The following is a 14,226-nucleotide window of genomic DNA, read 5'->3' on the forward strand; positions in this document are numbered from 1 at the left end:
GGATCGGGCGCGTGGGACATTGCGTGAGCACTTCGGGGCGGACGGGTTCGTGAAGGCGCTTCGGGGCGGACGGGTTCGTGAAGCCCGAAGGGGCCTTCCCGGCGGAAGTGGCCGACGCGTGCAGGCAGTTGCTGTGGGCCGGGACGGGCTGCGACCCGGACGATCCCGCGATCCGGACCAAGCCGGTGCACTGGGTGCGGGGCATGGCCCAGTCCCCGCTGTACCCGGCGCACATCGGGAACCGATCAAGGCCGGCAGGCGTATTCATGGTGGGGAGATCGGCCTGGCGAGGACCTGGATTGCTGCGAAAGGAACAAGATCCAGTCAATCCTGGTGTAGGTGTCGGTCATTGCGGCCATACTGCTGGCCAGGAACGTCCCCAGACCCGCCGGGGGGCGGGCCGACGTCAGCGACCGAGGGGGAGGTCACGTGACATACCCGCCGAATGTGCGCACCGCGCCCCAGTCGGCTCCGACGCATGCGCCCGCGCCCGCACAGCCACCGGCCGCACAGCCGCCCGCGGGCCGCGGCGCCTGGGCCGTGGGCAGGGAGCGGCTGCGTACGGCGGCGACGACCGAGCCCGGGCGGCTGCAGATCATCGGGGCCGTACTGGCCGCTCTGGTGGTCGCGTTCGGCGCGGTGACGGCGTTCGAGATCTCCGACCGGGCCTCCGCGGCCGACAACGTGGTGAGCCGCAGTCAGCCGCTGAGCGCGGACGCCGCGTCCATCTACCGCTCGCTGGCCGACGCGGACACTACGGCCTCCAGCGGCTTCCTGGCCGGGGCGGAGGAGCCCCGCGAGGTGCACGAGCGGTACCAGAAGGACATCGCACGCGCCTCCCGGCTGCTGATCAAGGCCGCGACGAACACCGACAGTTCCAGCGAGTCCGGCCGTCAGATAGCCGCCCTCAATGAGCAGCTCCCCCGCTACACGGGCCTGATCGAGACGGCCCGTGCCAACAACCGGCTGGGCAGGCCGCTCGGCGGCGCCTATCTGCGGTTCGCGAACGAGCAGATGACCAAGGATCTGCTGCCCGCCGCGCAGAAGCTGTACGACGCGGAGACGGCCCGGCTCGACCAGGACGACGACGACGCCCGTTTCTGGCCCCTCTTCTCGATCGTGGTGGGCGTGGTGGCGCTGGGCGGGCTCGTCTGGGCCCAGCGGCGCAACTACCGGCGCACGAACCGCGTGTTCAACCACGGGCTGCTCGCCGCCACCGCCGCCTCCACCGTCGTACTGCTCTGGCTGGCCGTGGGGCACACGGTGGCCCGCGCCGAGCTGAACGACGCCAGGGCCCACGGCCAGAATTCCCTCAAGGTGCTCAACGACGCGCGGATCAACTCCCTCAAGGCACGCGCCAATGAGAACCTCACCCTTGTCGCGCGGGGCGCCGTCCTCACCGACGACGGCAAGAGCGACAAGTACGAAACGGACTACATCACCGGGATGGACAAGCTCCGCACGCAGCTGAGCCAGGCGCAGAAACTCGCCGACGACGGCGAAGGACGCGGACCGGTCGAGGACGCCGTCAAGGGCGTGTCCGAGTGGAAGGTCCGGCACGACAGCGCCAGCAAGACCGACAAGGCCGGCGACTACGAGGGCGCGCTGGAGAAGGTCATCGGCAGCAAGGACTCCACCGGCCAGTCCTTCGACCAGGTGGACGCCGCGCTCGAGAATGCGCTCGGGCACGAGCAGCGCGAGTTCACCGAGGCGGCGAAGAACGGGCGCGGCGCGCTGACCGGGCTGCCGATCGGAGCCGCGGCACTGGCCGTGCTGGGCGCTGCGGGCGCCGTCCTCGGCATCAACCGCAGGCTTTCGGAGTACCGGTGAGAGGGGGAGCGATGACCGGCGCGAGGACCAGGTTCCGCGGCTGGGGCGGCGTCGCGGGGATGGCCGCGGCCTGTGCGCTGACCGCCGCCGTCACACTGCTGCCGCTGTCCCACGGCGGCGCGGACTCCCTCGGTTCGGGGCCGTCCGGCCAGGGCCTGGCATCGGCCGGTGCCGTCAAGGCGGACAGCTGCGAGGACCCGGAGCGTTCCTTGCCCCCGTCGGCCGACGACGGACCGAACATCGACGCGATCAAGGAGCGCGGCAAGCTGATCGTCGGCGTTGACCAGAACAGCTACCGCTGGGGCTACCGCAATCCGGCCACCAGCGACCTCGAGGGCTTCGACATCGATCTCGCCCGGGCCATCGCCGACGACATCCTCGGCAGTCCCGACGCCGTCATCTTCCGCGCCATCCCGACCAACCAGCGCATACCCGCGCTGGACAACGGCACGGTGGACATCGTCGTCCGTACGATGACGATCAACTGCAAACGCATCAAGCAGGCCGCGTTCTCCACCGCGTACTTCCAGACGGGCCAGCAGGTGCTCGCACCCAAGGGCTCCTCCATCACCGGGTACAACACGTCCCTCGCCGGGAAGAACGTCTGTTCGGCGGAAGGCTCGACGGCGTACGAGGCCCTGGAGAAGAACAGCTTCGGCGCGACGTTCAAGGACGAGCACGACGGGAAGCCGGGTGACGAGGACCGGCTCACCGTGCCCAACCAGCTCGACTGTCTGGTCAGGCTTCAGCTGGGTCTGGTCGACGCGGTGGTCACGGACAACGCCCTCGCGGCGGGCCAGGCGGCCCAGGATCCGGCCGTCGAACTGAAGGGCGGCAAGCCCTTCACCACCGAGTACTACGGCGTCGCCACCAAGCTCGGCAAGAACGACCTGGTGCGCCGGGTGAACCACGTGCTCGTCGACTACCGCAAGGGCCCCTGGATGCAGGCGTACACGAAGTGGCTGGCGGCCGATCTGCCCGGGATCACCGCGCCGCCGGAGCCGAAGTACCGGGACGGCTGAACCGCGTGGAGCCGACGGAACACCCAAGAAGGCCAACCCACGCGCAGCACGTGAAACAGCGCGAAGACAGCGCGAAAGCAATGCGAAAGCAACGCGACAGACCGAACGCGGAAGACTAGTCCTGCCAGGAAGAGCGGAGAGGTGATCGATGGGCGTCGCGGGACCCTCCCCCAGCTTCGCGGGGCGACCCCCAGGGCCGGTGATGGACCGGGACGAGGTGGACCGTGCGCTCGCGCGGCTCGGCGCGGAGCACGAGGCCATCGAGACCTCGCTCCTCGCCCTGCAGGACCATGCGGGCCGCAGACTCCTCGAAGGCGCCGAGCTGACGGGCGTCACCAAGGACCGCTGGGCCTCCGCCGAGCAGGAGATCACCCTGCTGTGGGGGTACTTCGAGGCGTACGCCGCCGCCCTGCACGACACCCAGGAGCTGCGCGCCAGACGGCGCTGGCCGGGACGTGAGGACCTGGTGGAGCTGACCGACCGGCTGCGCGGCCGCAGCGTGACGGTCGCGAGCTCCGCCGCCCACCCCGCGCCCTCGATCACCGGGCCCGCCAAGCTCTCCGAGCAGTTCTCGCTCGAGGAGCTGGTCTCCCGGATGAACAAGCTGTACGCGAGCTCGCTCAACATGGTGGTGACGGCCGACTCGGTGTGGTCCGCGCTGCCCGCCCGGATAGATCTCCTCTCCGCCGAGCTGCAGCGCACCCGCTCGCTCGCGCACTCCGTCGGCGTACGGCCGGGGGAGCACCCCGCGGGCGACGAGCTGGAGTCGATCACCCATGAGCTGTCGACCCTCCGCGCCCAGGTGATCTCCGACCCGCTCGCGTTCTGGCGGCCCGCGCCCGGCAGTTCGGCCCCGGGCGGCGGCCGGCCCGACACCGACCGCTACGACCGGGCGGCCCGCGCCCTGGAGGACATCCGCCGCGAGATCGAGGCGGTGCTCCAGGTCCGGCAGGACTCGGAGGCGCGGCTGATGCGGCTGCGGGATGTACTCTCGCGCGCCGACCGGACGCTGACCGAGGCCCGGTCGGCGCGCGGCGAGGTGCTGGCCAAGATCGCGGCCTCCGAGGTTCCTGCGGTCAGCGGTCCGCCGACCGCGCTGCACGAGCGGCTCGCCACCGCCGCCGAGTACCGCAGGCACTCCCAGTGGAACCGGCTCTCTCCGCTGCTCGAGTCCCTGGAGCGCGAGGCGGAGGACGAACTGCTGCGCGCCCGCGAGTCGTTGACCGCTGTCACCGCGCCGCTCGCGGTCCGCGCCGAGCTGCGCGGCCGGCTGGACGCGTACAAGGCGAAGATGGCCCGGCACGGGATGGCGGAGGACCCGCTGCTCATCGAGCGGTACGACGCGGCCCGCCGGATGCTGTGGAGCGCACCGTGCGATCTGCGCGTCGCCGAGCAGGCGGTGCTGCGCTATCAGCAGGCCGCCGCGGAAGCTCTGGTACCGAGACAGTCCGGACCGTCCGGGCCCACTGACCGCAGGGGGGACTCGTGAGCGAGAAGAACGACTGCCAGCGCCCCGGGTGCGAGGGCTCCTACGAGGACATGGGCGGCGGTGAGCTGTACTGCGACACCTGCGGGCTCGCCCCCGTCGTCTCACCCACCGGCATGGTCTCCTCGCCGCCCACCGGCATCACGGGCGGCGGCCGGGGCTCCTCCTCGGCACGCGGCAGTTCACGCTCCTCACGGGCCTCGTCGCGCTCGTCCACCTCGCGCCGGTCCGTCTCCGGGCGGCTGTCGCGCTCGCTGACCGGGAGCAGCACCTCGTCCCGGTCGGTCTCGGTGCGCAGCTCCGGCACCAGCACGGGTGCGTCCGGCCGCAACCGTCTGGGCGCGGGCCTGGTCTCCGTACCGGACGTGCCGCGCCCCGACCCGCGCTCCGCGGTGATGGCGAACCCCGAGGTCCCCGAACGCAAGAGATACTGCTCGCGCTCCGACTGCGGGGCACAGGTGGGCCGTTCGCGCGGTGAGCGTCCTGGCCGTACGGAAGGGTTCTGCACCAAGTGCGGCCATCCGTACTCCTTCGTACCGAAGCTGGTCGAGGGCGACATCGTGCACGGGCAGTACGAGGTCGCGGGCTGTCTCGCCCACGGCGGCCTCGGCTGGGTCTATCTGGCCGTCGACCGCGCGGTGTCCGACCGCTGGGTCGTGCTGAAGGGCCTGCTGGACACCGGCGACCAGGACGCCATGGCCGCCGCGATCTCGGAGCGCCGCTTCCTCGCGGAGATCGAGCACTCCAACATCGTCCGGATCTACAACTTCGTGGAGCACCTCGACCAGCGCACCGGCTCGCTCGACGGCTACATCGTCATGGAGTACGTCGGCGGCAAGTCGCTGAAGGAGATCGCCAACGAACGGCGGGACCCGGCGGGCAAGCGGGATCCGCTGCCGGTCGAGCAGGCGTGTGCGTACGGCATCGAGGCGCTGGAGGCGCTCGGTCATCTGCACAGCAGGAACCTGCTGTACTGCGACTTCAAGGTCGACAACGCCATCCAGCAGCAGGACCAGCTCAAACTGATCGACATGGGCGCGGTCCGCAGGATGGACGACGACGAGTCCGCGATCTACGGAACGGTCGGCTACCAGGCGCCCGAGGTCGCCGAGGCCGGCCCGTCGGTGGCCTCCGACCTCTACACGGTCGCCCGCACGCTGGCCGTGCTGACCTTCGACTTCCAGGGCTACACGAATGTGTTCGTGGATTCCCTGCCGGACCCGGAGAACATCAAGGTCTTCCATACGTACGAGTCCTTCTACCGGCTGCTGGTGCGGGCGACGGACCCGGATCCTGCGCGGCGTTTCGCCTCGGCACAGGAGATGGCGGAGCAGCTGACGGGAGTGCTCAGGGAGGTCGTGGCGATCCAGACGGGCCGCCCGCGCCCGTCGCTGTCGACGCTGTTCGGCCCGGAACTGCGGGTCACGGACACGGAGTTGTTCGCGGAGCTGACGGGTGACGTGTCACAGCTGGGCGGGAGGGCCGGCGCTCCGGCGGGCCGCCGCCGGGGGACGCGGTCCGCGGCGGTGAACGGCACGGTCGGAGTGAACGGCGCGGTCGGGGTCAACGCGGTGAACGGCGCGGCAGGGGTGAACTTTGCCGGGCCACCCGGGCAGCTGCCCGGCGCGCAGGGCGGGTTCACCGGCGTGAGCGGGAACGGCGGAGCGCACGGCGGGCTGCACGGCGCGGGCGGGCACGGCGGCGCCCCTGCCGTGCTTCCGTACGCCGCCACCCATACCGCGGTCCCCGCGCCCCGCACCGAGGCCCCGGGCACCCTCGCCGCACCCCCGGCGAACCCGGCCCTCGCCCCGCACCTCGCGGTGCTCGACGCCCGGGCGACCTCGCTCGCGCTGCCCGTACCGCGCGTCGATCCGAACGACCCCAACGCCGGCTTCCTGGCCGGCCTGATGGCCTCCGCTCCCGCCGAACTGATCGCCGCGCTGCACTCCGCGGCCGCCGGCTCGCCCGAGACCCTGCTGCGCGAGCTGCGCGCCCGCATGGAGATGGGCGAACTGGACTCCGCCGGCAGGGCGCTGGCGACCCTGGAGAGCCGGCAGCCCGACGACTGGCGGGTCGTCTGGTACCGCGGCCTCACCTCGCTGGTGACCGGGGACAACGAGGTCGCGGCGCTCTCGTTCGACGCGATCTACGACGCGTTCCCGGGCGAGCCCGCGCCCAAGCTGGCGCTGGGTGTCTGCGCCGAGGTGCTCGGCCAGTTGGACAACGCCGCGGAGTATTACCGCCTCGTATGGACGACCGACCCGAGCTATGTCAGCGCGGCGTTCGGACTCGCCCGGGTGCAGCTCGCGGCCGGCGACCGGGACGGGGCCGTACGGACCCTGGAGTCGGTGCCGGAGGCGTCGATCCACTACACGGCGGCGCGGGTCGCGGCGGTACGGGCGAGGCTGCGGCGACGCGCCGCGCACGACGCGCTGAGAGACGATCTGGCGGCGGCTGCCGCGCAGGTGGAGGCCCTGAAGGAGTTCGGTCTGGACGCTGTGCGCCGCGAGCAGTTGTCCACAGAAGTACTCGGTACGGCTCTGGACTGGGTACTCTCCGGAAGTCCCGGAGCCCGGCCGTCCGACCCGAACGCACCGAACACGCAAGGCGCACAGACCGTGCTGCTCGGCAGCGAACTGGACGAGCGCGGCCTGCGCTTCGGGCTGGAACGCTCGTACCGGGTGCTCGCCCGGCTCGCCCAGCGCGGCGAGGAGCGGATAGACCTGGTGGAGCGGGCGAACCGTTTCCGCCCCCGGACGTGGGTGTGAGTGATGTCTCAGATGCACCAGCTGACTGCCGGGTCGACCTGCCCCAGCTGCGAGGAGCCGCTGGAGACGGGTGACCTGTTCTGCGGTGCGTGCGGGTACGACCTGTCGGTCGTGCCCGCGCCGCCGGACGACCACCCCACGATCGCGATCGGTACACCCGTGGAGTGGCCGAGGGCCACGGGGACGGACACCGCGGGCACCCCTGCGCCGGTGCACCTGCCCGAAGACCTGCCGGGAACGGACTCGGGCGGCGGCCAACTGCCCGTCTCGCCGGTGCGTTTCGACGGCCCGCCCCGCCACGAGTCGTCCGCGGACGCTTCGGCGGGCCCGGCCGGCCCTGCACCGGGCACCTCGCCCGGCCCGTCGGAGGACTTCGAGCTGGCCGCACCCGAGGCCGGGACCGCCGTGGCCGCCGATCCGCGGGCCGTGGAATCCGTGCCCGTCCCCCCGGCCGCGCCCACTCCCCCGGCCGGCACCAAGCTCTGTGTGGCGTGCCGCGCCGGGCATGTCGACACCGACGGCTACTGCGAGAACTGCGGCCACGCCCAGCCCCGCGAACGCGACCACATGGAGCAGGAGCTGGGCTCCGTCGCCGCTGTCAGCGACCGCGGGCTGCGTCACCACCGCAACGAGGACTCCTTCGCGGTGTCCTCCACCGCCCTGCCCGACGGCTCCCCGGCCGTGGTCGCGATCGTCTGCGACGGCGTCTCCTCGGCGACCCGCCCCGACGAGGCATCGGCCGCCGCCGCGAGCGCCGCCAACGAGGTGCTCCTGGAGACGCTGCCCCGTGGCACGCATCCCCAGCAGGCCATGCACGAGGCGATCGTCGCCGCCTCCGAGGCCGTCAACTCCCTCGCCGCCGAGCCCGGTCACGGGGAAGCCATGGAGCACGATCCGCACCGCCACCAGAACGCGCCCGCGTGCACGATCGTGGGCGCGGTGACGGCCGCCGGTCTGCTGGTCGTCGGCTGGGTCGGCGACAGCCGCGCCTACTGGGTGCCCGACGACCGCAGCGGCCCGCCCGCGCGGCTCACCGAGGACGACTCCTGGGCCGCCCAGATGGTCGCGGCCGGCCTGATGAGCGAGGCGGAGGCGTACGCCGACGAGCGCGCCCACGCCATCACGGGCTGGCTGGGGGCCGATGCGTACGAACTCGAGCCGCACACCGCCTCGTTCAAGCCGGATCGCTCCGGTGTGGTCGTGGTCTGCACGGACGGCCTGTGGAACTACGCGGAGGGCGCCGAGGAGATGGCCCGCGCCATCCCCGTGGATGCTGCGGGACGGCCGCTGCACAGTGCGCAGGTGCTGGTCGGGCATGCGCTCGACGGTGGGGGCCACGACAACGTAACAGTGGCGGTCCTGCCGTTCGCCGTGCCGTCGCAAGGGGCAGGATCGACCTACAACAGCGCTTGAGCCCTCTTTGTCCGTCGGTCCGCCGAACTGCCGCCCGTCGGGCTGCCGGGCGCCGAGCTGCCACCCGCTGCCTGCCGCCCGCTGCCCCTCTTTACTCATCTCTGCCACAGTGGAGCCTCAAGGAGCCGATGCAGATGGCCGTTTTCTCCAAGTCCCAGGTGCCGCAGTTCTCCGTCGAGGTGTATCAGAACGCATACCTGCCGGAGGGCGGCCGCGAGGTCAACGCGATCGTCACGGTCACCTCCACCGGAGGCGGCACCAGCGGCGGCGCGCCGCTGACCGGAGCGTCGGCCTCCCCCTCGTACATACCGGGGCAGGGGCCGAGCGCCGCTGTAGTGATCATGGTCGACTGCTCCGGCTCCATGGACTATCCGCCGACGAAGATGCGCAACGCCCGTGACGCGACGGCCGCCGCGATCGACACCCTGCGCGACGGCACGGCCTTCGCGGTGGTCGCCGGTACGCATGTGGCGAACGAGGTCTACCCCGGAAACGGCCGTCTCGCGGTCGCCGACCCGCAGACCCGCACCCAGGCCAAGGAGGCCCTGCGTCGGCTCAGCGCGGGCGGCGGCACCGCGATCGGCACCTGGCTGCGGCTGGCCGACCGGCTGCTGTCCTCCTCCGATGTCGCCATCCGCCACGGGATCCTGCTCACCGACGGACGCAATGAGCACGAGTCGCCGGAGGATCTGCGGGCCGCGCTCGACGCCAATGCCGGCCGCTTCACCTGCGACGCCCGCGGGGTCGGCACGGACTGGGAGGTCAAGGAGGTCACCGCCATCGCCTCCGCACTGCTCGGCACGGCCGACATCGTCGCGAACCCGGACGAGCTGTCCGCGGACTTCACGCGGATGATGGAGAACGCGATGGGCAAGGAGGTCGCGGACGTGGCGCTGCGGCTGTGGACGCCCGTCGGCGTGGAGATCAAGTTCGTCAAGCAAGTGGCCCCGACGGTTGAGGAGTTGACCGGGCGGCGTACGGAGGCGGGGCCGCGGGCCGGGGACTACCCCACCGGTTCCTGGGGCGACGAGTCCCGCGACTACCACGTGTGCGTACAGGTCCCGGAGGCCGGGGTCGGGCAGGAGATGCTCGCGGCCCGGGCGTCGCTGATCATTCCGGCGGCGGACGGCGGCGCTCCCCAGGTGCTGTCGCAGGGTCTCGTTCGGGCGGTGTGGACGGACGACATGACGGCATCCACATCGATCAATCCGCAGGTCGCGCACTACACAGGACAGGCCGAACTGGCACAAGTCATCCAACAAGGTCTGGATGCCCGCAAGTCGGGCGACTTCGACGGCGCGACCGCGAAGCTGGGCCGTGCGGTGCAGCTCGCGGCGGATTCCGGGAACGAGGACACTGCGAAACTCCTTTCGAAGGTGGTGGACGTCGTCGATGCGGCGACCGGTACTGTGCGACTGAAGGCGAAGGTCGCGGAAGCCGACGAGATGACCCTCGAAACGCGCTCCACCAAGACAGTTCGCGTGAAGAAGTAGCAGCAAAAGTACCGATGTGAACGGCCCTCGGGCCGGACGAGGAGAGGGGGAAGCGCCGACATGCCGACCTGCCCGAACGGACACCAGTCGGGTTCCGACGACTGGTGCGAGGTCTGTGGCCACCGCATGGCCGGTGCCGGCGCTCCCGCGGGTGCCATGCCGCCGCCCCCGCCACCGCCGCCCGGCTACGGATACCCCGGCCAGGGCGACCCGAACGCCACCGCACAGGCGGAGCTCTGCCCCCAGTGCCGCACCCCGCGCGAGGCCATGGCCCCGTTCTGCGAGGAGTGCCGGTACAACTTCCTCACGCATACGGCGACGTCCTACACGCCCCTGGCCCCGCCCCAGCAGCAGTCCGCGGGGCTGAACCTGCCGCCGGGTTTCCAGTCCCAGCAGGGGCCGCCTCCGCCGCCCCCTCAGCAGCAGCAACCGCCGCAGCCGCGTGATCCGTACGAGTACCAGAGTTCGCGGCCCTCGCAGATGAACCGGCCGGCCGAGCCGCTGATGAACGAGCCGCCGCAGGCCTTCCAGCAGCAGGGCGGTCCGCCGCCCCCGCCGCCCTTCCAGCAGCAGCCGGGCCCGCCCGGTCCGCCGGCGCCGCCCTCGTACCAGCAGTCGGCTCCGCCCGCGCCGCCGCAGCCCCAGCACACAGGTGGCGGCGACGACTGGATGCTGCCCCCGCCCTCGCAGCCCCAGGCACCGCAGCAGCAGTCGCCCTTCCAGCCCCAGGCGCCGCAGCAGCAGTCGCCCTTCCAGCAGCAGGGGCCGCAGCAGGGCCCGCAGCAGCCGATGCCGCCGCAGCACGCCCAACAGCACGCCCAGCAGCCCGGCCACCAGGGGCACCCTCAGCCGCCCCAGTACCAGAGCCCCGCAGGCTGGACCGCCGTCGTCGCGCCCGATCGCGAGTACTTCCTGGCGATGATGCAGCGCAGCGGCCCCGAGGCGACCGGCCTCAATCTGCCCGCGTACTCCCCCGAGCAGCACCTCCCGCTCACGGGCAGCCAGATCACCATCGGCCGCCGCAGGCAGTCCACGGGCGAGTCCCCGGACGTCGACCTGTCCGTGCCGCCGGAGGACCCGGGCGTCTCGCACCAGCACGCGGTGCTGGTGCAGCAGCCCGACGGATCCTGGGCGGTCGTCGACCAGAACTCCACCAACGGCACCACGGTCAACCTCGCCGAGGACCCGATCCAGCCCTATGTCCCGATCCCGCTGAACGACGGCGACCGGGTCCATGTCGGGGCCTGGACGACCATCACGGTCCGCCGCGGCTAGCGCGTCCTCGGCATCCGCCGCGGCCAGGGCTCCTCGGCGCCCGCCGCGGCCGGCGCATCCGGCGCCGCTAGCCGGCCGGTGTGCCGAGCGGCCAGGTGTACGGCCCTTCGGGGTCGTCCAGCCAGGCCCACTGGTGGCGTCCGCTGACGGTGACCCCGAACCGGTCCCGCTGCGGCCGCCGCTCGCGCTCCCACAGCGAGAGCGCCTCGTGCGGATCCAGGCTGCCCGCGGTCAGGGTCAGCAGGAAGCGGAAGAGGTCGTTCTCGATCGCGCGCCGCGGCAGCCCGCCGATGTGCCCCTCCGGGCGCAGCACGCCGCCCCGCAGCGGTACGAAGTAGGCGGAGGTCCGCAGAAAGTGCCCCTCCGCGCTGTGGCCCTGCCCGTCCTCGTCCCGCACGCGCAGCGTGATCAGCCCGGTGGAGAGCGGCGCCAGGATCCGCGCCCCCGGCCGGCACTGCGGCAGCCAGTCGAAGGGCACGGACTGCAGGGTGCAGGTCGCGATGATCCGGTCGAAGGGCGCGCGCTCGGGACAGCCACGCGCCCCGTCGCCGGTGATCACGGCCGGGCGGTAGCCGGCGACGGCCAGATGCGACCGCGCGGACTCGGTGATCTCCGGTTCCAGATCGACGGTCGTCACCAGGCCGTCGCCCAGCCGGTGAGAAAGGAGCGCCGCGTTGTAGCCGGTGCCCGCGCCGATCTCGAGAACGGCGTCCCCGTCCCGTACATCGAGCTCTTCGAGCATCCGCGCCATCAGGGAAGGCTGGCTGCTGGAGGAGAAGAGACGGCCGTCGCGCACCCGGGTGGCGAGCGGCCCGTCCTCGTACGCCCCTCTCAGCCACCGCACCCGTCGCACCGGATCCGGGTCCTCGCACCACAGCCGCTCGTAGGCGCCCGACCGGCTCGCGAAGTAGTACGGCACGAACAGATGCCGCGGCACCTCTTCGAACGCCGCCCGCCAGGCCGGGTCGGTCAGACCGCCGTCGGCGACGATGTCGCGCACCAGCGAGCGTCGTGCCTCGACGGCGGGCTCGGCGTACTGGTCCACGTGTGCACCCATATCTCCACTTTCCTGCGTGTCGGTCCTTGAGGCGAGTGGCTGAGTAGTCCTAGGTCCGGGGTCCTCGGCCGGGCCGTCTGAGACCATGGACAGGTGCCGCATCTCCCAGGGGGCTCCCAGGAGACTCCCGGGGGGCTGCACCCGACTGCGGCTCGGCCACGGGCCGGACCCCCGGCCGACACCCCTCGGGGCTGACCAGAGAGACATTGCGAGGCCTATTACGTGAAAGAGATTCCGCGCGGCACCCTTCAGGAGCAGACCTTCTACGAGCAGGTCGGCGGCGAGGAGACCTTCCGGCGCCTCGTTCACCGCTTCTACCAGGGCGTTGCCGAGGACCCGCTGCTGCGGCCGATGTACCCGGAGGAGGACCTGGGCCCGGCCGAGGAGCGGCTCGTCCTCTTTCTGATCCAGTACTGGGGCGGCCCCCGCACCTACAGCGACCACCGCGGCCACCCCCGTCTGCGGATGCGCCACGCGCCGTTCACCGTCGACCGGGCCGCGCACGACGCCTGGCTGAGGAACATGCGCACCGCGGTCGACGAGCTGGGGCTCTCCGAGGAGCACGAGCGGACCCTCTGGAACTACCTCACCTACGCCGCGGCCTCCATGGTGAACACCGCCGACCAGGACACCACCGGCCAGGACACCACCGGCTGAGACGCCGCCGTCCGAATCACCGCCGCCGAATCACCGCCGCCGAAACACCGCCGCAGGAGCACCGCCGGCCGGAGCACCGCCGGCCGGCGCGGTCAGGAGCCCACCCGCTCCGCGACCCAGCGGTGGAACGCGCCGATGTGGTGCTCGCTGGGCACCAGCACCCCGCCCGCCCGGTAGGCGCGCGAGTCCATCGCGGGCTGGGTGCGCTCGCAGGCGTCGAAGTCCTGGACGTTGACCCGGTGGAACAGTTCCACGGAGCGGGATATGTCCGCCCCGGAGTCGACGATCTCGGGCGCGTACAGCCAGTCGCACTCGACGACCGTACGGTCATGGCTCATCGGGAACATCCGGTGCACGATCACATGGTCGGGGACGAGGTTGATGAAGACCTGCGGTTTGACGGTGACGGCGTAGTAGCGGCGGTCCTGCTCGTCGGCGAGCCCCGGCAGCCGGTCGAAGCCCTCGCCGCCGTCGACGGTGAAGCCCTTCGCGCCCTCCGCGAAGGCCGCGCCGTGTCCGACGTAGTACTGGGCGGCGTATCCACGGGCGAACTCCGGGAGCACGTAGGTCAGTTCGGGGTGGATCGTGGCGCAGTGATAGCACTCCATGAAGTTCTCGACGATCAGCTTCCAGTTGGCTCCGACGTCGTAGGTGATGCGCTTGCCGAGGGCGAGGTCCTCGGTGCGGTAGCGCTCGATGGCCGCGGTGTCGCCGAGCCGCTCGACGACACCGCCCATGACCGACTCCTCGAAGGACGGCGGCTCGTCCGCCAGGCACACCCAGGCGTAGCCGAGCCACTCCCGCAGCGCGACGGTGCGCAGGCCGTACGCGGCGCGGTCGATGTCGGGCATCTTCGCCAGATTGGGCGCGGCGACCAGCCGCCCGTCCAGGTCGTAGGTCCAGGCGTGGTACGGACAGCGCAGCGTACGGCGGACCTCGCCCGCTTCCTGGGTGCACAGCCGGGCCCCGCGGTGCCGGCAGACGTTGAAGAAGGCTCGCAGCTCCCCGTCGCGGTTGCGGGTGATCACGATGCTCTCGCGCCCGATCTGGACCGTACGGAACGCGCCGGGCCCGGCCAGATCGCCCGAGCGCACCGCGCAGAACCAGAGCGACTCGAAGATCTTCTCCTGCTCCCGCGCGAAGAGCCCGGGATCGGTGTACCAGTGCCCGGGGAGCGTGGCGAGCAGGCTCGACGAGAGCGGCGTGGTCGGCGTGGTCGTCATGG

At 71.7% G+C, this 14,226-nt stretch carries 10 protein-coding genes and 1 pseudogene; 9 read left to right on the top strand and 2 right to left on the bottom strand.

Going from position 1 to position 14,226, the window contains the following annotated elements:
- Positions 1-77: 77 nt before the first annotated feature.
- From OG883_RS25235 to OG883_RS25270, 8 genes and pseudogenes are all read left to right on the top strand, one after another.
- Positions 78-218 (top strand): annotated as a pseudogene (locus OG883_RS25235) (phytanoyl-CoA dioxygenase); the annotation flags it as partial.
- A 211-nt stretch (positions 219-429) separates the two neighbouring features.
- Complete coding sequence (locus OG883_RS25240) at positions 430-1,830, top strand: hypothetical protein (protein ID WP_266545019.1); 1,401 nt, start codon at positions 430-432, stop codon at positions 1,828-1,830.
- Between the two features lie 11 nt (positions 1,831-1,841).
- Positions 1,842-2,852 carry a glutamate ABC transporter substrate-binding protein gene (locus OG883_RS25245; protein WP_266545021.1) on the top strand — a complete coding sequence of 337 codons (1,011 nt, stop codon included), beginning with the start codon at positions 1,842-1,844 and terminating at the stop codon, positions 2,850-2,852.
- A gap of 148 nt (positions 2,853-3,000) precedes the next feature.
- Positions 3,001-4,341, top strand: coding sequence for a hypothetical protein (locus OG883_RS25250; RefSeq protein WP_266545024.1), 1,341 nt, complete (start codon positions 3,001-3,003; stop codon positions 4,339-4,341).
- A 50-nt stretch (positions 4,342-4,391) separates the two neighbouring features.
- A complete protein-coding gene (locus OG883_RS25255; protein WP_266549416.1) occupies positions 4,392-7,106 on the top strand; it encodes a serine/threonine-protein kinase in 2,715 nt (904 codons plus the stop codon).
- 3 nt (positions 7,107-7,109) lie between these two features.
- Positions 7,110-8,519, top strand: a complete 1,410-nt coding sequence (locus tag OG883_RS25260) for a PP2C family serine/threonine-protein phosphatase (RefSeq protein ID WP_266545026.1) — start codon at positions 7,110-7,112, stop codon at positions 8,517-8,519.
- 134 nt (positions 8,520-8,653) lie between these two features.
- A complete protein-coding gene (locus OG883_RS25265; protein WP_266545029.1) occupies positions 8,654-10,012 on the top strand; it encodes a VWA domain-containing protein in 1,359 nt (452 codons plus the stop codon).
- A 60-nt stretch (positions 10,013-10,072) separates the two neighbouring features.
- Positions 10,073-11,287, top strand: coding sequence for an FHA domain-containing protein (locus OG883_RS25270; RefSeq protein ID WP_266545030.1), 1,215 nt, complete (start codon positions 10,073-10,075; stop codon positions 11,285-11,287).
- A gap of 67 nt (positions 11,288-11,354) precedes the next feature.
- Here OG883_RS25270 and OG883_RS25275 read toward each other — a convergent pair whose 3' ends face one another.
- Positions 11,355-12,344: a methyltransferase domain-containing protein gene (locus tag OG883_RS25275; RefSeq protein WP_266545033.1), complete on the bottom strand. Its 990-nt coding sequence runs from the start codon at positions 12,342-12,344 to the stop codon at positions 11,355-11,357.
- Positions 12,345-12,566: 222 nt separating this feature from the next.
- Between OG883_RS25275 and OG883_RS25280 the strand changes: the two genes are divergently transcribed.
- Positions 12,567-13,001, top strand: coding sequence for a globin (locus OG883_RS25280; RefSeq protein ID WP_266545036.1), 435 nt, complete (start codon positions 12,567-12,569; stop codon positions 12,999-13,001).
- Between the two features lie 92 nt (positions 13,002-13,093).
- Here the strand turns inward: OG883_RS25280 and OG883_RS25285 are convergent, their stop codons facing one another.
- Positions 13,094-14,224: an aromatic ring-hydroxylating dioxygenase subunit alpha gene (locus OG883_RS25285; protein ID WP_266545038.1), complete on the bottom strand. Its 1,131-nt coding sequence runs from the start codon at positions 14,222-14,224 to the stop codon at positions 13,094-13,096.
- Between the last annotated feature and the right edge of the window lie 2 nt (positions 14,225-14,226).

The organism is Streptomyces sp. NBC_01142 (assembly GCF_026341125.1).
Classification (GTDB): Bacteria; Actinomycetota; Actinomycetes; order Streptomycetales; family Streptomycetaceae; genus Streptomyces.

What these genes read in the sequence shown, in the direction of transcription:
- OG883_RS25285 (WP_266545038.1), bottom strand. Translation starts at nt 14,224, where the DNA reads ATGACGACCACGCCGACCACGCCGCTCTCGTCGAGCCTGCTCGCCACG.
- OG883_RS25260 (WP_266545026.1), top strand. Translation starts at nt 7,110, where the DNA reads ATGTCTCAGATGCACCAGCTGACTGCCGGGTCGACCTGCCCCAGCTGC.
- OG883_RS25250 (WP_266545024.1), top strand. Translation starts at nt 3,001, where the DNA reads ATGGGCGTCGCGGGACCCTCCCCCAGCTTCGCGGGGCGACCCCCAGGG.
- OG883_RS25275 (WP_266545033.1), bottom strand. Translation starts at nt 12,344, where the DNA reads ATGGGTGCACACGTGGACCAGTACGCCGAGCCCGCCGTCGAGGCACGA.
- OG883_RS25270 (WP_266545030.1), top strand. Translation starts at nt 10,073, where the DNA reads ATGCCGACCTGCCCGAACGGACACCAGTCGGGTTCCGACGACTGGTGC.
- OG883_RS25245 (WP_266545021.1), top strand. Translation starts at nt 1,842, where the DNA reads ATGACCGGCGCGAGGACCAGGTTCCGCGGCTGGGGCGGCGTCGCGGGG.
- OG883_RS25255 (WP_266549416.1), top strand. Translation starts at nt 4,392, where the DNA reads ATGGGCGGCGGTGAGCTGTACTGCGACACCTGCGGGCTCGCCCCCGTC.
- OG883_RS25265 (WP_266545029.1), top strand. Translation starts at nt 8,654, where the DNA reads ATGGCCGTTTTCTCCAAGTCCCAGGTGCCGCAGTTCTCCGTCGAGGTG.